26 protein-coding genes and 1 tRNA gene are annotated in these 21676 nt (G+C 73.7%); 8 read left to right on the top strand and 19 right to left on the bottom strand.

Annotation, left to right across the window (positions count from 1 at the left end; translation table 11 throughout):
- The 13 genes from BN344_RS19115 to BN344_RS12435 form a co-directional block, all read right to left on the bottom strand.
- The coding region (locus tag BN344_RS19115) for a DUF1963 domain-containing protein (RefSeq protein WP_166518236.1) at positions 1-895 on the bottom strand (895 nt) is incomplete at its 3' end.
- Between the two features lie 47 nt (positions 896-942).
- Positions 943-1848, bottom strand: coding sequence for a 3-methyladenine DNA glycosylase (locus BN344_RS12470; RefSeq protein ID WP_231486756.1), 906 nt, complete (start codon positions 1846-1848; stop codon positions 943-945).
- Between the two features lie 5 nt (positions 1849-1853).
- Complete coding sequence (locus tag BN344_RS12465; protein WP_197022306.1) at positions 1854-2261, bottom strand: hypothetical protein; 408 nt, start codon at positions 2259-2261, stop codon at positions 1854-1856.
- A 25-nt stretch (positions 2262-2286) separates the two neighbouring features.
- Positions 2287-2454, bottom strand: coding sequence for a hypothetical protein (locus BN344_RS20315; RefSeq protein ID WP_166518235.1), 168 nt, complete (start codon positions 2452-2454; stop codon positions 2287-2289).
- Between the two features lie 137 nt (positions 2455-2591).
- Positions 2592-4436 carry an acyl-CoA dehydrogenase gene (locus tag BN344_RS12460; RefSeq protein ID WP_040338731.1) on the bottom strand — a complete coding sequence of 615 codons (1845 nt, stop codon included), beginning with the start codon at positions 4434-4436 and terminating at the stop codon, positions 2592-2594.
- 159 nt (positions 4437-4595) lie between these two features.
- Positions 4596-4958: a LapA family protein gene (locus BN344_RS12455; RefSeq protein WP_040338730.1), complete on the bottom strand. Its 363-nt coding sequence runs from the start codon at positions 4956-4958 to the stop codon at positions 4596-4598.
- Complete coding sequence (locus tag BN344_RS20310; protein WP_166518234.1) at positions 4955-5125, bottom strand: hypothetical protein; 171 nt, start codon at positions 5123-5125, stop codon at positions 4955-4957. Before BN344_RS20310 ends, BN344_RS12455 begins: the two co-directional genes overlap by 4 nt.
- A gap of 39 nt (positions 5126-5164) precedes the next feature.
- Complete coding sequence (locus BN344_RS12450) at positions 5165-5596, bottom strand: hypothetical protein (protein WP_040338729.1); 432 nt, start codon at positions 5594-5596, stop codon at positions 5165-5167.
- Positions 5597-5646: 50 nt separating this feature from the next.
- Positions 5647-6273 carry a TetR/AcrR family transcriptional regulator gene (locus BN344_RS12445; RefSeq protein WP_231486753.1) on the bottom strand — a complete coding sequence of 209 codons (627 nt, stop codon included), beginning with the start codon at positions 6271-6273 and terminating at the stop codon, positions 5647-5649.
- A gap of 165 nt (positions 6274-6438) precedes the next feature.
- Positions 6439-6576 carry a hypothetical protein gene (locus BN344_RS19920; RefSeq protein ID WP_155858863.1) on the bottom strand — a complete coding sequence of 46 codons (138 nt, stop codon included), beginning with the start codon at positions 6574-6576 and terminating at the stop codon, positions 6439-6441.
- Positions 6577-6689: 113 nt separating this feature from the next.
- Positions 6690-7610: a metal ABC transporter solute-binding protein, Zn/Mn family gene (locus BN344_RS12440; RefSeq protein ID WP_040338728.1), complete on the bottom strand. Its 921-nt coding sequence runs from the start codon at positions 7608-7610 to the stop codon at positions 6690-6692.
- A 69-nt stretch (positions 7611-7679) separates the two neighbouring features.
- The gene (locus BN344_RS19915) at positions 7680-7829 is read right to left on the bottom strand and encodes a hypothetical protein (RefSeq protein WP_155858862.1); all 150 of its coding nucleotides are present in this window, start codon (positions 7827-7829) and stop codon (positions 7680-7682) included.
- Between the two features lie 62 nt (positions 7830-7891).
- Positions 7892-8818 carry a ribokinase gene (locus tag BN344_RS12435; protein WP_040338727.1) on the bottom strand — a complete coding sequence of 309 codons (927 nt, stop codon included), beginning with the start codon at positions 8816-8818 and terminating at the stop codon, positions 7892-7894.
- A gap of 101 nt (positions 8819-8919) precedes the next feature.
- Between BN344_RS12435 and BN344_RS12430 the strand changes: the two genes are divergently transcribed.
- The 4 genes from BN344_RS12430 (at position 8920) to BN344_RS12415 (ending at position 11777) form a co-directional block, all read left to right on the top strand.
- Positions 8920-9261 carry a DUF3140 domain-containing protein gene (locus BN344_RS12430; RefSeq protein WP_040338726.1) on the top strand — a complete coding sequence of 114 codons (342 nt, stop codon included), beginning with the start codon at positions 8920-8922 and terminating at the stop codon, positions 9259-9261.
- A gap of 8 nt (positions 9262-9269) precedes the next feature.
- Positions 9270-9971: a methyltransferase domain-containing protein gene (locus BN344_RS12425; RefSeq protein ID WP_040338725.1), complete on the top strand. Its 702-nt coding sequence runs from the start codon at positions 9270-9272 to the stop codon at positions 9969-9971.
- A 72-nt stretch (positions 9972-10043) separates the two neighbouring features.
- Entirely contained in the window at positions 10044-11072 is a 1029-nt protein-coding gene (locus BN344_RS12420) for a type III polyketide synthase (RefSeq protein WP_040338724.1), read from the top strand.
- 48 nt (positions 11073-11120) lie between these two features.
- Positions 11121-11777: a response regulator gene (locus BN344_RS12415; RefSeq protein ID WP_040338723.1), complete on the top strand. Its 657-nt coding sequence runs from the start codon at positions 11121-11123 to the stop codon at positions 11775-11777.
- 5 nt (positions 11778-11782) lie between these two features.
- Here BN344_RS12415 and BN344_RS12410 read toward each other — a convergent pair whose 3' ends face one another.
- Together BN344_RS12410 and BN344_RS12405 are read right to left on the bottom strand one after the other, a co-directional pair.
- Complete coding sequence (locus BN344_RS12410; protein WP_051515847.1) at positions 11783-13414, bottom strand: sensor histidine kinase; 1632 nt, start codon at positions 13412-13414, stop codon at positions 11783-11785.
- 93 nt (positions 13415-13507) lie between these two features.
- Positions 13508-14023, bottom strand: coding sequence for a universal stress protein (locus BN344_RS12405; RefSeq protein WP_040338722.1), 516 nt, complete (start codon positions 14021-14023; stop codon positions 13508-13510).
- A gap of 149 nt (positions 14024-14172) precedes the next feature.
- Between BN344_RS12405 and BN344_RS19110 the strand changes: the two genes are divergently transcribed.
- The gene (locus BN344_RS19110) at positions 14173-16221 is read left to right on the top strand and encodes a putative bifunctional diguanylate cyclase/phosphodiesterase (protein ID WP_051515846.1); all 2049 of its coding nucleotides are present in this window, start codon (positions 14173-14175) and stop codon (positions 16219-16221) included.
- Positions 16222-16229: 8 nt separating this feature from the next.
- Here the strand turns inward: BN344_RS19110 and BN344_RS12395 are convergent.
- Positions 16230-16303 (bottom strand) — tRNA-Gly (locus BN344_RS12395).
- Between the two features lie 185 nt (positions 16304-16488).
- Here BN344_RS12395 and BN344_RS12390 point away from each other — a divergent pair.
- Genes BN344_RS12390 through BN344_RS12380 form a run of 3 tightly spaced genes read left to right on the top strand, consistent with a single transcriptional unit; the run spans position 16489 to position 18861 of the window.
- On the top strand, positions 16489-16758 hold the full coding sequence (locus BN344_RS12390; protein WP_040339195.1) for a hypothetical protein: 270 nt from the start codon (positions 16489-16491) through the stop codon (positions 16756-16758).
- The gene (locus BN344_RS12385; RefSeq protein ID WP_040338721.1) at positions 16748-18202 is read left to right on the top strand and encodes a sensor histidine kinase; all 1455 of its coding nucleotides are present in this window, start codon (positions 16748-16750) and stop codon (positions 18200-18202) included. Before BN344_RS12390 ends, BN344_RS12385 begins: the two co-directional genes overlap by 11 nt.
- Positions 18199-18861 (top strand): response regulator transcription factor, encoded by a 663-nt coding sequence (locus tag BN344_RS12380; RefSeq protein ID WP_040338720.1) that lies wholly within the window; start codon positions 18199-18201, stop codon positions 18859-18861. The genes BN344_RS12385 and BN344_RS12380 overlap by 4 nt, the downstream gene beginning before the upstream one ends.
- A 107-nt stretch (positions 18862-18968) precedes the next feature.
- Here BN344_RS12380 and BN344_RS12375 read toward each other — a convergent pair whose 3' ends face one another.
- The 3 genes from BN344_RS12375 to BN344_RS21045 form a co-directional block, all read right to left on the bottom strand.
- A complete protein-coding gene (locus BN344_RS12375; protein ID WP_051515844.1) occupies positions 18969-19304 on the bottom strand; it encodes a hypothetical protein in 336 nt (111 codons plus the stop codon).
- Between the two features lie 90 nt (positions 19305-19394).
- The gene (locus tag BN344_RS12370; RefSeq protein ID WP_051515843.1) at positions 19395-20648 is read right to left on the bottom strand and encodes a phosphotransferase family protein; all 1254 of its coding nucleotides are present in this window, start codon (positions 20646-20648) and stop codon (positions 19395-19397) included.
- 71 nt (positions 20649-20719) lie between these two features.
- Entirely contained in the window at positions 20720-21676 is a 957-nt protein-coding gene (locus BN344_RS21045) for a methyl-accepting chemotaxis protein (protein ID WP_051515842.1), read from the bottom strand.

The following is a 21676-nucleotide window of genomic DNA, read 5'->3' as shown; positions in this document are numbered from 1 at the left end:
AGGCCCTGTCGAAGCGGCGCGAGACCAGGTCGCTGTCGCGCATCCACACCTCTAGCGCGGCGGCGTCTCCGAACCAGCCGCTCAGGTGGGTCCAGGACTCGATGTCCAGCACGAGCCGGTGGGAGTCGCCGTCCTCGACGGGCAGCACGTCGCTCAGGATTCGCAGGGCCGGCGCGGTCGAGTTCTGGCTGTGCCCGTAGACGTGGGTCACCGTGGTGGGCCGCGTGTCGCGTGCCTGGGTCCGCTGGTAGGCCCAGGCACGCTGACGCTCCTCGGTGACGTGCTCCGCAGCCGCGTTCTGCCCCCGGTCGGACAGGAAGTCCCCCGGCGGTCGGCTGCTCCAGCCGGGGAGCAGCATTCCCGCCTGGCAGGCGTCGGTCGGCGTGTCGAGGTCTGCGGGCGGTTCGGCGAGACCCGGCCGCTGCGGCTCGGGCACCCACCGCACCAGCCAGCCACCGGTGTCCTGGTCGGTCGCTTCCCAGCCGTAGGTGTCGATCAGGTCGTGGAACACCTCGAGGTAGCCCTCGGCGGGCAGTCCCTCGCGATGGTCCGGCCAGGCCGCCTTGCCCTCTTCCTCGGAGGCGGCCCAGGCTTCGTGCAGAGAAATGGAGGCGACGTGGGCCAACGGCGTGCCGTCCGGTCGGCGCGGCCACTCGGCCAGGGGTAGCAGCGCGGGCCCGCCCAGCCAGGAGGGCCAACCGCCCCAGCGCCACTCCCGGTCCAACCCGGCGCGGCCCGGACGGAAGCTCTGCTCGGTGAAGACTGGCGACCAGGCGATGTCCCGAGCCAGGGCCGTCGTGTCGAAGGGCAGGCCCTCCAGCCACTCGTCGACCGCCAGCCACGACATGTTGATCGGAGCGAAGTCGTCGTCAGGAGGGTGCCATCTGCGAGCCACGCCGATCATCATCGCGACGTCTTTCCGTGGTGTCCCATGAGCCGCCTTCAGGGCGAGTGCTGCCTGACTCGATGCCGGACCGGGCCAGCAACGCTGCGTAGGAGAACGGAGCAGGCTTCGATGAGCCTGCCGCGTAGTTCGGCGGCTCGATGTGTCAGTGCACGCTGACGTTCCACGTAGGCGGCCTTGCCGTCCGGTGTCTCGATCCGAACGGGCGCCAGGCCGTACGGGGAGAGGTCGTACGGGGACGCTTGCATGTCCAGCGTCCGGACCTCCCGAGCCAGCTCGAAGCAGTCCAAGGCGAGGGCTCCTGGAACACCCGGCCCGAGCTTCATGGACCACTTGTGGCAGTCCATCGAAGCGTGCAGGCAACCGGGTTGCTCCATGTCGGGCTGGGACTCCCGGGTCGGCTGCAAGCGGTTGAGGGGCGCGGCGGACGGCGTGAAGAACCTGAATGCATCGAAATGCGTGCACCGGATCTGATGCCGCTCGACGACGGCGTCCGTCCCGGTCTGCCCCAGGCGCAGGGGGAGGGGGTGGCGGTGTTCGTCCTGGCGGTAAGCCATGGCCCACTCGTGCAGGCCGAAGCACCCCGTGAACGCCGGTCGTGCTGCCGTGGCGGTGAGCAGGCGATGGATGAACCGGACGGTGTCTCCCCGGTCCGCCAGGAAGGCGGGCACGTCGAGCGACACGTCTCCGTCGGGCTCGGTCCGATACCACCGCCACGCCGCGTGAGGCGCTGGCCCGTCGTTCGTCGGGGCCAGGACGACGCCAGGGCCGGGATGCCATCGACGCAGCAGTGACGGACGGGTGTTGTAGTACGAGAAGAGGAAGTCCTCGACGGCGTGCTTCTCGCCACGGGCAGTGCGGGCACGGTGCGCCGCTGTCAGGCCGTCAGCCCGGTTCGCGTGCCGGGCCGACAGCTCCGTCCAGATCGGCGGAAGCAGTCGCACCTCCGCTAGATGCATGCTGAGTCCATGCAGAGGTCCATCGTGGCGTGCAGGCAGCCGGGCTTCTCCAGTGCCACCTGGGTCTCGCGGGTCGGCCCCAGCCGGTCACGGCCGACGGTCTCCGGGGTGGAGGACCTGAAGGCGTCGTAGTGGCTGCACCGGATCGGGTGCCCCTCGACGACGGCGTCGGTGCCGGCCCGGCCCGGCCGCAGCGCGTGTCTGCGCTCGTCGGCGCGGTAGACCATGGCCCGTTCGTGCATGCCGAAGCAGCCGGTGGGGGCCGGTCGGTCCGCCGTGGCGGTCAGCAACCCGCGGAGGGAGCCCACGGTGGGGCCCCGGCCGGCCACGAAGGCTGCGGGATGGGCCGCGGCCCGTTCCTGCCACTCCGCCGCGGGCAGGGTGGTGAGGAGCGGCACGACCTCAGCCTAGTGAGGCCTGCCTTCAGTCCGGGGAGTTCCCGGGGCGGACGACGCCGTCGTCGCCCTGGGCGTCCTCGTCCGTGGTGAGGGTGGCCGAGCCCTCGGGGGCGTCGCCGGTCTGGTCGTCGCCCACCGGGCCGTCGCCGGTGTCGGGGGACTCGTGGTAGCCGGTGTCGTCGGGCTCGGTCATCTGTCTCCTCGCTCAGCCGCGCGGATGCCCGGGTGGCGCCGCGCCGTCGTCCCCGGGCCCATGCCCGCTGACCGGGCCCGGAAACGGCGACGGCCGCCGTCCCCGAGGGACGGCGGCCGCACGCGACGGTGACGAGGTCAGAACGCGGCCTCGTCGACCTCCATCAGCGCGTTGTCGGTGTTCTCGACGATGATCCGCTCCGAAGCGAGGCGGGGCAGCACCTGGCTGGTGAAGAAGCGCGTGGCAGCGAGCTTGCCCTCGTAGAAGAACCGGTCCTTCTCGCTGACGTCGCCGGCCAGCGCGGCCAGGGCGACCTCCGACTGACGCACGAGCAGCCAGGCGGTCACCAGGTCGCCGACCGAGAGCAGCAGGCGGCTGCTGTTCTGGCCGACCTTGTAGAGCGCCTTCATGTCCTGCTGGGCCTCGTTGAGGTGACCGAACATCGCGGTGAGCATGCCCTGGACCTCGTTCAGCGCGGCGGCGAGCGCGGCGCGCTCCTCCTTGAGCCGGCCGTTGCCCGCCTCGTTGTCGATCGTGGCCTGGATCTGGCCGGCCAGCCAGGTCAGGGCGACCCCGCCGTCCTTGACGATCTTCCGGAAGAAGAAGTCCTGGCCCTGGATCGCTGTCGTGCCCTCGTAGAGGGTGTCGATCTTCGAGTCACGGATGTACTGCTCGATCGGGTAGTCCTGCAGGAAGCCCGAGCCGCCCAGGGTCTGCAGCGACTCTGCGGTGAGCAGCTGGGTGGCGCGCTCGGAGCCGAACCCCTTCACGATCGGCAGCAGCAGGTCGTTGATGCGCGCGGCGAGCATCGCCTGCTCGCTGTCGGCCGTTCCGGCCGCCTCGGCGTCGGTCACCTGGTCGCGGAAGCTGGCCGCGTACAGGTAGAGCGCGCGCATGCCCTCGGCGTAGGACTTCTGCAGCATCAGCGAGCGGCGGACGTCCGGGTGGTGGGTGATGGGCACCCGCGGGGCGTCCTTCGTCGTCGCGGTGAGGTCCGCGCCCTGGATGCGGTTCTTCGCGTAGTCCAGCGCCACCTGGTAGCCGGCGGACAGGGTGGCGATCGCCTTGGTGCCGACGAACATCCGGGCGTACTCGATGATCTTGAACATCTGGGCGATGCCGTCGTGCACCTCGCCGACCAGCCAGCCCTTGGCCGGAACCGGGCCGTCGCCGAAGGTGACCTCGCAGGTCGTGGAGACCTTGAGGCCCATCTTCTTCTCGACGTTGGTGACGTAGGCGCCGTTGCGCTCGCCGAGCTCGCCGGTCTCGACGTCGACGTGGAACTTGGGGACGACGAACAACGACAGGCCCTTGGTGCCGGGCTTCGCGCCCTCGGGGCGGGCCAGGACCAGGTGGATGATGTTGTCGCTGAGGTCGTGCTCGGCCGAGGTGATGAACCGCTTCACGCCCTCGATGTGCCAGGAGCCGTCGGGCTGCTGCACGGCCTTGGTGCGGCCGGCGCCCACGTCCGAGCCGGCATCGGGCTCGGTGAGCACCATCGTGGCGCCCCAGCCCTTGTCGATCATCAGGCGGGCGAGCTTCTTCTGGTCCTCGGTGCCGAGGTCGTACAGCGTCTGCGCGAAGGAGGGGCCGGAGCCGTACATGAAGACGGCGGGGTTGGCGCCGAGCACCATCTCGAAGGCGCCCCAGGTCAGGACGGCGGGTGCGCCGAAGCCCCCGAGCTCCTCGGAGAGGTCCAGCCGGAACCACTCACCGGCGTTGAGCGCCGCGACGGACTTCTTGAACGACTCGGGGAGCGTCACCGAGTTCGTGGCCGGGTCGAACACCGGCGGGTTCCGGTCGGCGTCGGTGAACGACGCGGCGATCGGGCCCTCGGAGAGCTTGCGGATCTCGGTGAGCACACCCCGCGCGGTCTCGGCATCCATCTGCTCGAACGGCCCGGTGCCGAAACGGTCCTTGGTGTCCAGGAACTCGAAGAGGTTGAACTCGAGGTCCCGCAGGTTCGCGGTGTAGTGCGTCATGTGCGCTGTGCTCCCGTGCTCCGTGCCGGTGGGCGGCAAGTCTCTACATCCGGCGTGTGCTACTCGCCAGTAACAAACGATATTACCGGCGGGTAGAGCCGAGCAAGCACGGCCGGCAGGGACACGCCCCCGAGGGGTGTGTCCCTGCCGGTGCCGGGGTCAGGAGCGGTGCCGGCGGCGGGTGCGGAGCACGAGGTTCAGCAGCCAGCCGACCAGTGCGCCGAGGACGGCCGCGATCAGCAGCGCGACGACCAGGGGCGCCTCGACGTCGGTGAAGACCAGGCTGATCGGCACGGTCTCGCCGTTGAAGACGACGAACAGCACCAGCACGACCGTCACGAAGATCAGCAGCCCGAGGGCCAGGGATCGGCCGATGGTGCGGCCCGTGTGCCGCGAGCGGCCGGCGTCCGCCGGTGCGGCGGGCCCTGTCGGTTCTTGCGATCCGGTCGCCGCCGGGCGGTCCAGCCCGACGCTCAGCGGGTCGGAGGGCCCCCCGCTCGTGCGGGGATCGGGGGCGGTCATCGTGCGTCCGGTTCGGTGTCGGCGGGCGGGTAGGCCGGTCCGGCGATGCCGTCGGTCGAGCCCTTGACGTCTCCCAGCGAGTCCCGGTCCTCTCCGGGCGCCTTCTCGGCCCCCAGGGGCTGGGCCTCGCGGTCGGATCCTGCGTTGTTCTCGTCGGGCATGGTCACCGCCCGGTTGTGCCCGTTCCGCCGGTCCGGGAAACCGGATCAGCCCTGGTCGGAGAGGGCGGGACCGGCCTCGTGGCGGGGGTGGCCGACGGTGCGCTCGCGCTGCTTCATGCGTGCCTCGAAGACGTGGCGATCACCGCCGGAGAGCTCGGCGCGGGCGCGCTCGTCGAAGGCGCGGAAGGCACCCCAGTAACCGGCGTCGAAGTCCTCGACGATCTGGAAGGTCCACCGGTCGGCGATCACGTTGCGGCCCACCAGGTCGCGGTCGAGGTCCCCGGCGAGCTCGGTCGCGCCGGCCTGCTCGAACAGCTCGACGGACTCCTGCAGGATGCGGTCGGCCTTCCCGGTCAGCTGGTGGAAGGCGTACAGGAAGCCCCGTGCCTGGTCGACGGTCTCGAGGGCCTCGGAGAGCTTGCCCAGTGCCTCGACGGTGGTGTCGTCGAGATCCGGGCGGGTGCGGTCGGTCGTCACCCGCCCATCGTGATCCGGCGGTACGTGCACTAAACGCCGGAGAGGCGGGGTCAGGCGCGGGCGACCGCCGCGTCGATGAGCTTCTCGGCCAGCTGCCGACCGTGCGCGGCGGGACCTTCGGGGCCGAGCAGGCCGCCCGACAGGTACATGCCGTCGATGATCAGGTGCAGCTGCGCCGCGAGGTCCTCGCCGCCGCCGGGAACGATCTCGTCGGCCAGCCGCTCCAGGCGGCTGTACAGCTCGAACTTGTAGTCGGCGGCCGCGCTCCGGGCCGGGTGCTGCGGGTCGTCGTACTCGCTGCTCACGTTGTTGAACGGGCAGCCGCGGAAGCCGATGCGGGTCACGTCGCGCTCGACGGCGTCCACCACGGAGAGCAGGGCGGCGCGCGGGTCGCCGTCCAGACGCGCCAGCTCGGCGTCGATGAAGGCCAGCACGGTGGCGGCCTTGCGGGCCAGGTAGGCGCCGACGAGGTCGTCCTTGCTCTTGAAGAGCCGGTAGACCGTCATCTTGCCCAGCCCGGTCTCCCGGACCAGCTCGTCCATCCCCACGCTGCGCGAGCTGCGGCTGGAGAACAGTCGGTCAGCGGTGTCGAGGACGATCGTCTGGCGCTCGGTGCGGCTGCGGCGGACCGGGATCGACAGGTCGTCGGCAGCGGCGAGAGGCATGGCGGCGGTCACGTGGGCGATGGTGCCCGAGGCCGTGACGGATCAGTTCGCGGCACGCCGACGGAGATCGCTCTGAGTGACGAGAGGGCTACGAGATCGCCGGGGCGCCGGGGATTCCTGGGGCTGGAGTGACCACGGACGGTGACGCGCGGCCGGCGCCGAGGAGGGATCCTGGCGTCAGGAGCGGCGCACGCGACGCGGGTTGGCCAGCATCCGCGCGACGGTCGCGGCCGTCGAGGCGGTGTCCCGCGACTCGTCCGCGGACGCCTCCGGCGAGGAGTGGGTCGTGCGGGGTTCGCGCTGCTCGTCGTCCATGGGCTCAGCCTGCCCTCCGCGATGCGCAGGAAACACCGCCGGAGGTGTGATCCCCCGCTCCGGGGGAGGAGAGATCGGTCACCTTCGCCGGCGGGAGCACGGCCACCGACCGGTCAGGAGGACGCCCCGAGCGCCGCGGCCAGGTCGGCGAGCTGGTCCACCTGCCACTCGACGAACGACTCGTCCTCGTCCGGGAACCCGAGGACGTCGACGACGGGCACGCCGGCGTCCTCGGCCACCTGGCGCACCCGCTCGTGGACGTCGTCGTCGTCGGCCTGGCCGTTCCGGATCAGGACGTCCACCCTGCCCTCGCGCAGAGCTGCCTCGAGAGCCTCGACCGCGGCGGGGGAGGGATCGTCGCGGGCGCCGCGACGGTAGTCCCGCGGCGTGACGTCGGTCAGGCCGACGGCCGCGGCCATGCGGTCGAACACCGGGTCCGTGGCCGCGTAGCTGCGTCCCTCCGCCTCGGCGCGCAGGCCGGCGACAGCCGCCAGGTAGGGCCCGAGCTCCGCGGTCCAGGTGGTGTGCTGGGCCTCGAAGTACGGCGCCGCGTCGGGCGAGATCTCGGCCAGCTCGCGCGCGAGCGCCTCCGCCACCTCGGGCACGACCGCGGGGTCGTACCAGAGGTGGGGGTCGACGTCGGGCGCCCGGCGCGCCGCCCCCCCGACCTCCTCGGCGCTCACCACCACCGGACCGCTCCCGGCCGCCTCGGTGGCCCACTCGTCGTAGCCCGCCCCGTTGAGGAGCACGAGGTCGGCGCCGGCCATGGCGGCGAGGTCGGCGGCGACCGGCTCGGCGTCGCGCGGGGAGGCCGCGGCGACCGTCGTCACCGTGGCACAGGCACCACCCAGCCGGCGCGCGACGTCGCTCCACTGCCCGACGGAGACGGTGACCTCGACGACCTCGCCGGGACACGCCGCCGGGTCGCCGGAGGACACTGCCGCACCGCTGTCCGGGGTGCCCTCGTCGGAACAGCCGGCGAGGGCGAGGACCGCGAGGGTCGCGAGCAGCGTGCGGAGGGGGGCGTGCGGCACGCATCCTCCAACGAGAGCCATGGTCGTGCTGACGAGTATGGCTCGCCCGTCGTCCGGTCCCCGGGCCGGTCAGACGTCGGGGGTGTCGGCGCCCCCGTCGAGCTCCTCGCCCTCGGCCGGCTCCTCGGTGTGCGGCGTCGTCCCGGTGCCGTCGGCCTCGCGCGGGGGAGTGCCGCCCTCGGGCTGGTCGACGTCGGGAGCGCGCTCGGACTCGGTCATGGCGGTCCTCCTCGGTGGCCGGTGTCGTCGGCCCTGTGCCCGTGGGCCCGGGCGGGCAACCGTCAGGCCACCTCGGTCGCCTCCGGTGTCCGGTCCAGCAGCGCCCGGACGGTGTCGTCGTCGGGCAGGGCGCCGCGGGCGCCGGGGCCGGTGGTCGAGAGCGCGGCCGCGGCGACCGCGTACCGGACCGCTCCGGGGAGTTCCTCGCCGCGGGCCAGCGCCTGCGCGAGCGCGCCGGAGAAGCAGTCGCCGGCGCCGGTTGTGTCGACGACGTCGACGGAGGGAGGGGCCTGCAGCAGGTGGGGGGAGCCGTCGCGGCGCACCAGCAGGGCACCGCGGGCACCGAGGGTCACCACGATCACGGGTCCGGGGAGGGTCTTCGCGAGGGCGACCAGCTCGGTCGGCGACCGGTCCGCGGCGGGTGTCCCGGTGAGCTGTACCAGCTCGTGCTCGTTGGGCACGAGTACGTCGACCAGGCCGAGCAGCTCCTCCGACAGGGGCTGCGGAGGTGCGGGGGTGAGGACGACGGTCCCGCCGGCCGCCGCGGCGGCCGCGTGGACGGTGTCCATCGGCACCTCCAGTTGCAGCAGCAGCACGTCAGCGCGGTGCACCGGCTCGACATCGACGTCGGTCGAGGTCAGGGCGTCGTTGGCGCCGGGGACCACCACGATGAGGTTCTCGCCGCTGCCCTCCTCGACCGCGATGGTGGCCGTGCCCGTGGGCAGCCCGGGCGTGCGGTGCACGCGGCTCACGTTCACCCGGGACCCGGCGAGCGCGGCCAGTTGCCGATCGCCCGCGGCGTCCTCGCCCACCCGCCCGAGCATGTGCACGCCGGGGCCGAGCAGGCCGGCCGCCGCGGCCTGGTTCGCGCCCTTGCCGCCGGGTGCCTGCGTCGTGGACGTGCCGATCACCGTCTCGCCGCGCGCCGGGAGACGGCCGACCGCGACGAGCACGTCCTCGTTGACGCTGCCGACGACGGTGACGGACACGCTGGACCTCCGCGGAGTGGGGAGGTCCAGGAGTACCAGACCGGTTTCCCCAGGTCCGGAGCGCGGTAGGGAGCGGGGGACGACGCGAGCGGAGGCATCCGATGGCAGGCGAGGATCCCGACACCGTCCGGCGCGAGTTCGGCGACGCGGTCAACATGACGCCCCGCGAACTGGAGGAGTGGCTCGACAGCGACGAGTCGCGGGCGGTCGGTCAGAAGGACGGCGACGGCGAGTCCACCGGGCACGCGTCCGGCCGCCGCATCGTGGAACTGCTGCGCACGAAGAAGGACGACCTCACCGACGACGACCTCGCGCACATGCGGAAGGTGCACGGCTACGTGCAGCGGCATCTGGCCCAGGAACCGGCGAAGGAGGACGTCGAGACGTCGAAGTGGCGCTACTCCCTGATGAACTGGGGCCACGATCCGCTGAAGAAGGGCTGACCCGTCGCGTGACGAACCTCCCCCGCAACGACCCCGCGCAGTACGACGAGCTGGCCGGGGAGTGGTGGGAGGCCTCCGGCGGGTTCGCCGCCCTGCACTGGCTGGCCGCATCGCGCGCCGAGCACATCCCGCCGGCGGGCGCGCCCGGGGCGGTGCTCGTCGACCTGGCCTGCGGCGGCGGGCTGATGGCCCCGCACGCGGCCCGCCTGGGATACCGGCACGTCGGCGTCGACCTGGGCGAGTCCGGGCTGCAGGTCGCCCGCGAGCACGGCGTCCTGCCGGTGCGCGCCTCCGTGCTGGCCGTGCCGCTCGCCGACGGCTGCGCCGACGTGGTCGTCGCGGGGGAGATCCTCGAGCACGTCGAGGACGACGTCGGCGTGCTCGCCGAGTGCGCCCGCCTCCTGCGGCCCGGAGGCAGTCTGGTCATCGACGCACTGGCCGCCACCCGCATCGGCCGGCTGCTCATGGTGACCGTCGCCGAGAAGCTCCCGGGGGGGCCGCCGCCGGGCATCCACGACCCGGCGCTGTTCGTCGATCGCGCCCGCCTGCTGGACGCCGCGGACCGGCTCGGGCTCGACCTGCGCCTGGTCGGCCTGCGACCGTCGGTGCGGGACGCGGTCGCCTGGCGACTGGGGCGCCGGCGCACGGTGCGCATGAAGCCGATCCGGTCCACAGCCGTCGTCTTCGCGGGATACGGGCGCAAGCGCTGAGCGGGCATCCGGGCCCCGGCGCACGTACCGTCGGAGCATGATCCCGAGCAGGTCCGCCGAGGAGTGGCGCGCGTGAGCACGGCCGTCGTCACGGGTGCCGGTGCCGCCTTCCCGACCACGCTGGACCAGCAGGCCGCCTGGGACGGGTTCTTCGCCCGCCACTACGAGGGGGTCCGGGCCGCCGAGCGCATCTTCATGGGCGCCGGGGTGCGCCGGCGGCACGCCGTGGCCAACCCGATGGACGAGGACCTGAGCAACTGGGGCACCGGCGCGCGCATGCAGCGCTACGTGCAGGAGGCGCTGCCGCTGGGCAAGCAGGCCGTGGCCGGCGCGCTGGACGCCGCCGGGCTCGCGCCCGGCGACGTCGGGCTGTTCGCCGTCGCCACCTGCACCGGGTACGCGACCCCGGGGCTGGACATCCGGCTGGCCAGCGACCTCGGCATGCCGCCGGGGCTGCAGCGGCTGCTGGTGGGCCACATGGGCTGTTACGCCGCGATCCCGGGGCTGGCGGCCGTGGGCGACTTCGTCACCGCGCGGTCCCGGCCCGCGGTGCTGCTGTGCTGCGAGCTGACCAGCCTGCACGTGCAGCCGGCCCAGCGGGACCTCGAGCAGGTCGTGGCGCACGCCCTGTTCTCCGACGCGGCTGCCGCTGTCGTCCTCGAGCCCGGCGCGGGCCGCGGCCGGCGGCTGGCCGGCGTGGTCGCCCGCACCGACCCCTCCACCGCCGACCACATGACCTGGGACGTCACCGACCTCGGCTTCCGGATGGGGCTGTCGCCCCGGGTGCCCGACGTGCTGTCCCGGCACGTGGGCGACGTCGTCGACGAGCTCCTCGCCGGCGCCGGCCTGCGCACCGAGGACGTCGCCGGCTGGGCCGTGCACCCCGGGGGCCCGCGCATCATCGACGTCGTCCGGGACGAACTCGGGCTGGCCGAGGAGCAGGTGGCGGCCTCCCGCCGGGTCCTGGCGGAGCACGGCAACTGCTCGTCGGCAACGGTGCTGCTCGTGCTCGAGGAGATGGCCGACGTCGACGGTCCGGTGGTGGCCATGGCCTTCGGTCCGGGGCTCACCCTGTACGCCGCGTTGTTGCTCCCGGCCTGAGCCCCTTACGCTTTGTGATCCAGGTCACGGAGCTGCGGAGGTGGCGGGGTGACGGACGAGGGCGCGCAGGTCCGGGTCTTCCTCGTCGACGACCACGAGGTGGTCCGCCGCGGAGTCGCGGACGTGCTGGAGGACGACCCCCGGCTCGTGGTGGCCGGCGAGGCCGGGACGATGGCCGAGGCCCTGGCCCGGGTGCCGGCCGTGCGCCCCGACGTCGTCGTCCTCGACATGCGCCTGCCCGACGGCGACGGCGCGCAGCTGTGCCGTGCCCTGCGGGAAATCCTGCCGGGCCTGCCCTGCCTGGTGCTGACCAGCTACTCCGAGGCCGAGGCCCGCGATGCGGCGGTGCGGGCCGGCGCGACGGGATTCCTGCTCAAGCGGGTGCGCGGCCCCGCGCTGGTCTCCGCCGTCCACACGGTCGCGGCGGGCGGCACCCTGCTGGAGGACATCCCCTCCGTCGAACCGCCGGTCCGGCCCGCGGGACCTCCGGGCAGCGACCGGCTGGAACGGCTCACCGACCAGGAGCGGGCCGTCCTCCAGCTCATCGGTGAGGGCCTGACCAACCGGCAGATCGGCGCGCGGATGGGCCTGGCCGAGAAGACCGTGAAGAACTACACCAGCCATCTGCTGGCCAAGCTCGGCCTGGAGCGGCGGACGCAGGCGGCGATCCTGGCGACCCAGATGCGCGACCACCCGGACGGCTGAGCTCGTCAGCCGGGCAGCGGAACGGCCCACTCGACGTCGGTCCCGGACGGTCCGCCGTGCGCGGTCAGCCTCCCGCCGTGCCGCTCGGCCCGGTCGGCGAGGTTGGCCAGTCCACTGCGCACCGTGATCGACGGCAGACCGCGGCCGTCGTCGGTGACCCGCACGCGGACCCCGTCGGTGACGGTGACGGTGACGGTCAGCCGGGCGGCGTCCGCGTGCCGCACCACGTTGGTCACCAGTTCCCGCACCGCGGCCACGACGTCGGGCACCAGTTCCACCGGCAGGTCCTCGACCTCCCCCGGCACGCGCAGGTCGGGGCGAACCCCGTGGCCGTCGACGACGGAGCGCACCACCTCGGCCAGCCGGTGGCGGACACCGCCCGGGGAGGCGTCCTGGTGCTGCAGCTCGAAGATGGAGGTGCGGATGCGGGCGATCGTGCCGTCCAGCTCGTCGACGCGCTCCGCGAGCCGGGCGGCGACCTCGGGGGACTCCGCCTCCAGGGACCGGCCGATGCGGTCCAGCGCGAGCGCGGTGGCGAAGATGCGTTGCACGACGTGGTCGTGCAGGTCACGGGCGATGCGGTCGCGGTCGGCCTGCACCTGCAGCCGCCGCTCCCGCTGCTGGCTGCGCACCAGCTCCAGGGCCACCGTCGTCTGGGCGGCGAACGCCGAGGCGAGGTCGAGCAGTTCCGGCTCGAACGGGCCGCCGTCGCGGCGCCGCACCACGGCCAGCGTGCTGCGCGCGGGTTGGCCGCCGACCGGGATCAGCAGGGCGGGGCCGTAGTCGACGGAGACCTCGCCCAGGAAGCCGGGTGGATAGCCGTCGGGCAGGTGCAGCGCGAAGTCCGCGAGCAGCTGAGGGACGCCGGAGCGCTGGGCCTCGTGCAGCAACCCGCCGACGAGCGGGATACGCACTCCCTCGGCCTCCGGGCCGCTCGGCCCCACGGCCGCCACGACCCGGAGCGCGTCGTCGTCCCCGGGCACCGGAACCAGCACGCCCGCGGCCTCCGCACCGCAGAGGGCGGCCACCCTGTCCGCCGCGCTGCGGAGCACCTGGTCGGGGTCGTCGCCGGAGAGCAGGGCGGTCGAGACGTCGGTGCCCACCTGGGACCAGGCCCGGCGCCGTTCGGCGCGCTCGAGCAGCCGGGCGTTGTCGATGGCGAGGCCGGCCACCCCGGCGAGCGCCTGCGCCACCTCGACGTCGGCCGTGGTGAAGCCGCCCCCGGTGAGCTTCTCGGTCAGGTACAGGTGCCCGAACACCTCCTCGCCGACGCGGACGGGCACCCCCAGGAACGAGCGCATGGGCGGATGCCCCTCGGGGAAGCCGCCGAACGACGGGTGCCGGGTCAGGTCGTCGAGCCGCAGCGCGACGGGTTCGGCCACCAGGAGGCCGAGCACGCCCTGCCCGGTGGGCAGCCTGCCGATCCGCTGCTGGATCTCCTCGGAGATGCCCTCGACGACGAACCGGTCCAGCCGGCGACCGTCGCAGCTGAGGACCCCGAGCGCGCCGTACGTGGCGCCCACGTGGCGGACCGCTGCGCTGAGGATCTCGCGCAGCGTCGCCTCGAGCTGGCTGCCAGACGCGGCGGCCCGGACGACCGCGGCCAGTTCGGGCGTGCCGCCGGATGCACCGGTCACCGGCTCACCGCTCGGTCGGGCGGGGTCACGGCCCGACGTCGAGTGGCCCCGCCGCCGGCGGGGAGGCGGTGCTGCGGGTCCTCGGGCCGCCGGTCAGGCGCCACGTGCGACGTGGCGCAGACGGGGACGGGGGAGCGCCGGGCGGAGCAGTCGCTTGCCCTCGGCGCCCACCACGACGAGGTCGGCACCGCGCACGGCGGCGGTCAGCGCGTCGAACACCGGCCGCTCCAGCACGGCGGACCGGGACCGGCCGCGCACACCGGTCTCGGCGACCGCCCGGCACAGCGCGGCGTCCAGGCGGTCCCGGAGGGCATCGATCTCGGCCACCGGTAGCCGGGTGGGCCCGTCCAGCAGATCGCCGTCGGAGCCGGGCAGCACGCCCACGGCGACGACGGTCGCCTCCCGTCGCGCCGCCTCGCGCAGCGCCCAGACGAGCGCGAGGTGCGCCTCGGACGAGCCGTCCACCTCGACCAGCAGCCACGGGGCCCGGCGACGGGCCCCCATCAGCACCAGTGGGGCGGCCTCGCCCCCGCCCCCGGCGTGGCGGCTCTCCACCGACCGCACGGGAGCGTGCGGTTCGGCGTTCGCGGACCGGGCGGCGGAGCTCATGAGGTCATCGTGGCAAGGAGGAACCGGTTGTCCACAGGGGCGAAGGGCCTCATCCGGTGGAAAACGCCGTCGCGGGCCCTCCTCACCAGGAAGGGGGGGTGCGAACGCCGGGACTCAAGCAGGCAGCGGATCGCTCCGATGGGGGACTCATGGAGTTCCTCCGTCGGTTGCGGGCGACCAGCCTGCTGACCCGGTTCGCGTGCCTCAGCCTGCTGCTGACGGTCGCGGTCGGCGTCGTCCTCTCCTCGGTGCTCGGTGGCCTCATCGAGGACCGGGCGCGCCAGCAGGCTGAGGACGCCGCCCTGATGGCGGTGCGTCTCGGCCTCCAGCCGCAGTTCACCCGGGAGGACCTCGTCGGCGGGTTCGACGCCGCGCGCCTGGCCGACGTGGAGGACGCCGTCGAGGACGCCTCCGAGGAGTTCGGCAAGAAGGGCACGGCCCTGGCCGCCTTCGACCCGATCGAGCTGAAGGTCTTCGGCGCCGACCGGACCATCCTGTACCACTCCGAGCGCCCCGAACTGGTCGGTGAGACCTCGTCGTCCGGTGAGCTCGGCTCCGCCCTCGCCGGCTACGTCGTCTCGGGCTTCGCGAGCTCCGCCGACGACAGCGCCGAGAGCGAGAACGGCGAACGTCAGCTGCTCGAGGTCTACGTGCCCCTCCAGTACGACGGCGTCGACCAGCCGGACGGTGCCATCGAGCTCTACCTGCCGTACGCGCCGGTGGCGGCGGCGGTGCGCGACGACGTCCGCACCATGACGACCACGCTGGTGATCAGCCTGCTCGGGTTCTACGTGATCGTGTTCCGGCTGATCGCCTCCGCCTCGAAGCGGATGCGCCGGCAGGCCCGGGAGCTGCAGGACTCCGCCGACCGTGACCGCCACCAGGCCACGCACGACGCCCTGACCGGGCTGCCCAACCGCGTGCTGATGGAGGACCGCCTCCAGCAGAGCCTCGCCGCGGCCACCAGGTCCGACGGCGAGGTCGCCCTCCTGCTCATCGACCTGGACCGCTTCAAGGAGATCAACGACAGCCTCGGCCACTCCTACGGTGACAAGCTGCTGCTGCAGGTGGGGCCGCGGCTCCGCTCGGTGCTGCGCGACATGGACGCCGTCGGCCGCCTCGGTGGCGACGAGTTCGTCGTCCTGCTGCCGTCCGTGGACGGCGTCACCGAGGCCGAGGCCGTGGCCGAGCGGCTGCGCCAGGCGCTCCACCAGCCCTTCGACGTCGACGGCGTGGTCCTCGACGTGGAGGCGAGCATCGGCATCGTGCTGTCCCCCTGGCACGGCACCGACAGCGAGGAACTGCTGCGCAACGCCGACATCGCCATGTACGCGGCGAAGGAGCTCAAGGCCGGCGCGGTCGTCTTCCAGCCCGAGGTGCACGCCAGCACCCCGGTGCGGCTGTCCGTGCTCGGAGATCTCCGCCGCGCGCTCGACAGCGACGACGAGCTGTTCCTGCACTACCAGCCCAAGATCACCCTGGACGGCGAGCAGATCGAAGGGCTCGAGGCGCTGCTGCGCTGGCAGCACCCGACCCAGGGCCTCATCCCGCCCGGCGAGTTCATCCTGGTCGCCGAGGGCACCGGCATCATCCTCCGCGTGACCGAGCGGGTGCTCGATCTCGCGCTGGCCCAGCAGCGCCGCTGGATCGACGCCGGGACCGCCGTCCCGGTGGCGGTGAACCTCTCCACGCGCTGCCTGCTCGACGCCGGCCTGCCCGACCTGGTGCAGCGGCTGCTGACCCAGCACGGGGTGCCGGCCGAGCTGCTGCGGCTCGAGGTCACCGAGAGCGCCGTCATGGGCGACGCCGCCCGGTGCATGGACGTGCTGCAGCGGCTGCACGACCTCGGTGTGCACCTGTCGCTCGACGACTTCGGCACCGGCTACAGCTCGATGGCCTACCTCCGGCGGCTGCCGGTCGACGAGCTCAAGGTCGACCGCTCGTTCGTCCTGGGCATGACCACCACGACGCAGGACCTCGTCCTGGTCCGCACCGCGATCGACCTGGGCCACAACCTGGGCCTGACCGTCGTCGCGGAAGGCGTCGAGAGCGCGGAGCACGTGGCGGCCCTGCGGGAGCTGGGCTGCGACGTCGCCCAGGGCTACCACTACGGACGGCCGATGCCGGCCGAGCGGATGACGGAGATGCTGGCCCGGGTGGGGACGATCCACGACGAGCAGGTGCCGGCGGGCTCGTGAGCTCCGCGTGGAGCGGGTGACGGGAATCGAACCCGCACTGTCAGCTTGGGAAGCTGATGTTCTACCATTGAACTACACCCGCATTACCACTCTGACCTGCGCAAACGTCCATCGGACGCGGGCTCGGCGAGCAGTCCCAGGAATCGTACACGGGCCTCCCCGTGGCGATGTCGCTCGACCGGCGAGCACCCGTGACCGGGCGGGCGGATGAGAGCTCTCTCATCGACTTCTCACCCGCAGGTCACCGCCGCGGTGCAGGGTGGGCGGGTGCGTTCCCGCGCGGCCCTCGTCGCCGCCTCCGTCGTCGTGCTGCTGGCCGTCCTGGCCGGCGCGTGGCTGCTGCTGCGACCCGTGGACCCGGCCGGCACCGCCGTGCCCGCCCCCATCACGGTTCCCGAGCGCTCACCGTTCCCCTCGGCGCCGGGTGCACCAGCTCCTGAGCCGACCACGGGCCCCGCACCGACCGACGTCGTCCCGCCGCCGCCGCTGCCGGACGACGACGACGATGACGACGACCCGGACGACGATGACGACTGATCGCCCGGGCCCGCGGCGGTGGGCCCCACGCGCCGCGCGCACCCGGATCATCGGCTGGGTCCTGCTGCTGGTCCTCCTGGCCCTCGCCCTGGTCACCTTCGTGACCTGGCGGCTGCTCGTGCGCAGCGTCGACGAGCGCATGGACACGGCGCTGCGGGCCGAGGTGGAGGAGTTCACCCAGATCGCCTCGTCCGCCGTCGACCCCGCCACCGGCCGGCCGTTCGCCTCGGTCGACGACGTCCTGCAGACGGTGATCACCTACAACCTGGCCCGCCCGAACGAGAAGTTCCTCGGCTACGTCGACGGGCAGTACCGCTTCCAGAGCCGGATCGAGGCGCCGGTGCTGCTGAGCGAGGACGCGGCCTTCACCGACCTGGTCGGCTCCGTCACGGAGACCGAGGCGGGCACGTACGACAGCGCCGCCGGGGAAGTGCGCTACCTCGCCGTCCCCGTGGTGCTGGAGGGCGACCCGTCGCGGGGGGTCGCCGTCGTCGCCTACTTCGCCGACCAGGAGCGCGAGACCGCCGACGAGACGGCGCGCCTGATGCTCGCCGTGGGCGCGGGCACCATGCTGCTCGCCGCGGCCGGCGCCTGGGTGGTGGCCGGCCGGGTGCTGCAGCCGGTGCGCGGCGTGGTGGCGACCGCCCAGGGCATCACGGAGACCGATCTCACTGGCCGGATCCCGCTCGAGGGCCGTCCCGGCGACGAGCTCACCGAGCTCGCCGTGACGGTGAACGCCATGCTGGACCGGGTGGAGCGCGGGGTGGCGGCCCAGCGCCGCTTCCTCGACGACGCCGGCCACGAGCTCCGGACGCCGATCACCATCGTGCGCGGCCACCTCGACGTCCTGGACCCCGACGACACCGAGGACGTCCGCGAGACGGTCGCGCTGGTCGACGACGAGCTGGAGCGCATGAACCGGCTGGTGTCCGACCTGCTGCTCCTGGCCCGGGCCGAGCAGACGGAGTTCGTCCGGCCGCAACCGGTCGACGTCGCGGCGCTGACGGGCGACGTGTTCGGCAAGGTGCGCCGGCTCGCCGAGCGCGAGTGGGTGCTGGAGACGGCGGCACGGGCCGACGTCCGGCTGGATCCGCAGCGGGTCACGCAGGCCCTGGTGGCGCTGGCCGACAACGCCGCGCGCTACACCGCCCCGGGCGACCGGATCGCGCTCGGCAGCCAGATCTCCGGGGGAGAGCTGCGGATCTGGGTCGCCGACTCGGGGCCGGGGATCGCCGAGGAGGACCGCGCCCGCGTGTTCGAGCGGTTCGCCCGTGGCGCAGCGGGCGTCCGGAGGTCCGACGGCTCCGGTCTCGGGTTGTCCATCGTCCAGGCGATCGCGGCGGCGCACGGGGGCCGTGTGCTGCTGGACAGCCGCCCCGGTGCCGGCGCCACGTTCACCCTCGTGCTGCCGGCCGACGTCCAGGACACCGAGGAGGACGCATGAGCCGCGTGCTGATCGCCGAGGACGAGCCGCGCATCGCCTCGTTCATCGAGAAGGGCCTGCGCGCCAACGGCTTCACGACCGCCGTCGCGACCGACGGCGGCACCGCGCTGGCCCAGGCGGCCGGCGGCGAGTTCGACCTGCTCGTGCTGGACATCGGGCTGCCGGTCATCGACGGCTTCGAGGTGCTGCGCCGGCTGCGGGCCCGCCGCGTGCCCATCCCGGTGATCATCCTGACCGCGCGGGACAGCGTGCAGGACACCGTGGCCGGGCTCGAGGGCGGCGCGGACGACTACATGCCCAAGCCCTTCCGGTTCGAGGAGCTGCTGGCCCGGGTGCGGCTGCGGCTGGCGACCGACCGCACGGCCGAGCTCACCGTGCTCACCGCGGGCGACCTGTCGCTGGACCTGCGCACCCGGCGGGCGCGGGTGGGGGAGACGACCGTGGACCTCTCCGCGCGGGAGTTCGCGCTGGCCGAGACGTTCCTCCGCCACCCGGGGCAGGTGCTCGCCCGCGAGCAGCTGCTCAGCCACGTGTGGGGCTACGACTTCGACCCGGGCTCCAACGTGGTCGACGTCTACGTGCGGTACCTGCGCAAGAAGATCGGCGTCGACCGCATCGAGACCGTGCGGGGGATGGGCTACCGCCTCGTGGAGGACTGAGCCGCCACCGCCGCCGCCGCCGGGCTCCCGGGGTTCTCTCTCGCCCTCCCGGAGTCCTGCGGGACCCGGAGGAGCGAGGAGCACCCCGGGAGGGGGTGCGTGAGCGGTCAGTTGTCGGGGGAGTCGGCGGACTGGGCCGACTGCGCGCTCTCCACGTCGTCGGGGCTCGCGTCGTCCGGGCTGTCCGTGTCGGGCGAGGCGTCGTCGGTGCTGTCGGTGGCGCTCTCGTTGGGCGAGTCGGCGCTCTCCGGCGAGGCGTCGACCGGCACGTCCGCGGGTGCGTCGGCGGGGGCGTCGGCCGGCGCGGCCGACACCGAGACGCCGGCCGGCAGCGACCCGTCGCGGTCGTCCTCGGCCGCGGCGATGCCGACGCCGGCGGCGCCCAGGCCGGTCAGCGCGGCGCCGAAGGTCACGATCTTCCAGGTGGCGGGGCGGGTGGTCATCTCGGTCTCCTCAGGCGGTGGTTCTCTCTCGGACGACTCCAGGTTCGCCACCGGAGGTGAGGGATCGGGGAGAGCCGGATGAGGGGTCTCTCATCCTCGTCCGGGAGCCGCCCACTCCTCGGCCGCCGCGATCCGGGCGGCCGTGCGCGCGGCCCAGTCCCCCTGCAGCACCCGGAACGGCCCGGTGGCCAGCCCGAGCAGGACGGCGGCGATCCGCGGCCGTAGCTGCGCGGCCGGCCAGCGCCGCAGGGCCGCCTCCTGCAGCTCGGCGCGGTACCGGACGGCGGTGGCCGGCGCGGGCAGGATCGTCTCGAGCAGCACGAGGTGCCCGAGCAGGGTCGCCCAGTCGTCGATGCGGTGCCCGCGGCCGACGGTGTCGACGTCGAGCAGCCCGACCACCCGTCCCCCGTCGACGAGCAGCTGCGACTCGTAGAAGTCCCCGTGCACGGGTACCTCCTCGTGCTCGCCCGGGTCCGCGTCCTCGAGGACGGCCACCAGGCGGTCGAGCCGGGGCCGCAGCTCCGGCGCCACCAGCCCGAGGACGGCGGCGTGGGCGCGGACGCGTCCGCGGGCGTCCCCGGGTCGACTGCGGCCGGCGGGGACCACGAGCGCCGCCGCCTCGGGCAGCGCGTCGAGCAGGGCGTCGATCGTGGCCGCGTCGGGCAGGCCCGCGCCATCGCCCGCGACGAGGTCGCGCATGGGCGTCCCCGCCAGGCCCGGCAGGACGACCACGCCGTCGTCGGTGGAGGCCAGCACCGGCGGCACGGGAACCGCCCCGTCCAGGACGGCGTGCCGCTCGACCAGGCGCCCGACGGCGACCGGCCGGACCACCTTGAGAAAGGTCGACACCGTGGGCGACGTCGCCTCGATCACCGCTCGTCGCCCCGGCCGGTAGGCGCGCAGCCGCAGGCGCAGCGGGCCGTCGGCGAGACCCAGAGCGCCCAACCGGTCCGTAGTGGCCCCGGCCCGGCTCGCCCACGCCAGCGCCGGCAGGGCCGGGTCCAGCGGCCAGCGCCAGAGCCCCACCCGGACGACCTCCCCGTCACTGCCGCCTTCCAGCACGGTCGCGCCCTCGGGGATCCGCGCGCCGGTGGTGGCCGCGAGCGACTCGCGGGACCGCCGTCCGTCGGTCCAGGCGACCTCGGCTGCGTACTGCACGGTCGCGGCGCCGCCCGGCTGCACGCTGGTGCCGGTCGGCCGCAACCGGGTCAGCCGCCCACCGGCGGGGGAGAGGGCGGCGTCCCACAGGTCCACCGCGTCCTCGCCCAGCAGCAGGCGGAGGGCCGGCGGCCAGGCCCGGCGGAGCTCCGGGGGCGCCGGCGGCGCGATCACGGGAACGGGCACCCGGCCACGCTAGAGGGCCCGGATGGCTCCACGGTGAGACGCGGATGAGCCGCCGCGGGCCCGCCGCGTCGTCAGCGCCGCATCTCCTGCAGGAAGGCGATCGCCTCGGTCCGCAGCCGCTCGGCCATCTGGGACAGGCCCATCGGCGCGGTCCCGTCCACGCCCGAGGAGCCGTCCACCGCTGTCGCGATCCCGTCGACCAGGCCGTTCATCTCGCCGACGGTCGTCCCGACGGTGCTCATCCCTGCCGCGACCGCCTCCGACGCCGAGCGGATCTCCTCGACCTGGGCGGTGACCCGCTCGGTCGCCCGGCCGGTCTGGTCGGCGAGGTCCTTGACCTCCGAGGCGACGACGGCGAAGCCCTTCCCCGCCTCGCCGGCGCGGGCGGCCTCGATGGTCGCGTTGAGCGCCAGCAGCCGGGTCTGGGCGGCGATGGCGTCGATCATGGCGATGATCTCCTTGATCTCGCCGGAGGACTGGGTGAGCGAGGCGATGGTCTCCCGCGCGGTGCCGACCTCCGTGGTCGCGGCCCCGGCGGCGGTGGTGAGCCCCGCGGCGGACGCGCTCATCTCGGTGGCCGCCGTCGCCACCTGCTCGGACATCGCCAGGACGACGGACTCGAAGTCGTCGGCCAGCCGCAGCCGCGAGGTCTGGGCCTCGGTGACCCGGCCGGCCGTCTCCTCCATGGCGTCCCGCGCGCTGTTGATGTCGCTCGCGCTCCTGCGGAAGGCGCCCAGCAGGCCGCCCTCCAGCAGCCTGCGGGAGAAGCGGCCCTCGGCCGCGGAGGCGAGCGACGCCGAGGACTCCCGGACGAACGCGTCGGAGACGTCGAGCACCCGGTTCACCGCGTGGTGCAGGGCGCGGAGCTCGGGGATCTCCTCGACCTGCGGGGCCGGCCGGCTGCGGGCCTCGAGGTCCCCTCGTGCCGCCGCCTCGCAGGTCTCGGTGAGCTGGCGGACGAACGCGCGGTAGACCTCCAGCTCCTCGGCGGCGCCGCGTTCCGCGGTACGGGCTCTGCGGACGGCCAC

Source organism: Candidatus Blastococcus massiliensis AP3 (genome assembly GCF_000582785.1).
Lineage (GTDB): Bacteria > Actinomycetota > Actinomycetes > Mycobacteriales > Geodermatophilaceae > Blastococcus > Blastococcus massiliensis.
The sequence above is the reverse complement of the archived record's forward strand: the minus strand, read 5'-3'. Positions and strand labels throughout refer to the sequence as shown.

What these genes read in the sequence shown, in the direction of transcription:
- BN344_RS20315 (WP_166518235.1), bottom strand. Translation starts at nt 2,454, where the DNA reads ATGACCGAGCCCGACGACACCGGCTACCACGAGTCCCCCGACACCGGC.
- BN344_RS12460 (WP_040338731.1), bottom strand. Translation starts at nt 4,436, where the DNA reads ATGACGCACTACACCGCGAACCTGCGGGACCTCGAGTTCAACCTCTTC.
- BN344_RS12455 (WP_040338730.1), bottom strand. Translation starts at nt 4,958, where the DNA reads ATGACCGCCCCCGATCCCCGCACGAGCGGGGGGCCCTCCGACCCGCTG.
- BN344_RS19920 (WP_155858863.1), bottom strand. Translation starts at nt 6,576, where the DNA reads ATGGACGACGAGCAGCGCGAACCCCGCACGACCCACTCCTCGCCGGAG.
- BN344_RS19915 (WP_155858862.1), bottom strand. Translation starts at nt 7,829, where the DNA reads ATGACCGAGTCCGAGCGCGCTCCCGACGTCGACCAGCCCGAGGGCGGC.
- BN344_RS12430 (WP_040338726.1), top strand. Translation starts at nt 8,920, where the DNA reads ATGGCAGGCGAGGATCCCGACACCGTCCGGCGCGAGTTCGGCGACGCG.
- BN344_RS12405 (WP_040338722.1), bottom strand. Translation starts at nt 14,023, where the DNA reads ATGAGCTCCGCCGCCCGGTCCGCGAACGCCGAACCGCACGCTCCCGTG.
- BN344_RS19110 (WP_051515846.1), top strand. Translation starts at nt 14,173, where the DNA reads ATGGAGTTCCTCCGTCGGTTGCGGGCGACCAGCCTGCTGACCCGGTTC.
- BN344_RS12385 (WP_040338721.1), top strand. Translation starts at nt 16,748, where the DNA reads ATGACGACTGATCGCCCGGGCCCGCGGCGGTGGGCCCCACGCGCCGCG.
- BN344_RS12380 (WP_040338720.1), top strand. Translation starts at nt 18,199, where the DNA reads ATGAGCCGCGTGCTGATCGCCGAGGACGAGCCGCGCATCGCCTCGTTC.
- BN344_RS12375 (WP_051515844.1), bottom strand. Translation starts at nt 19,304, where the DNA reads ATGACCACCCGCCCCGCCACCTGGAAGATCGTGACCTTCGGCGCCGCG.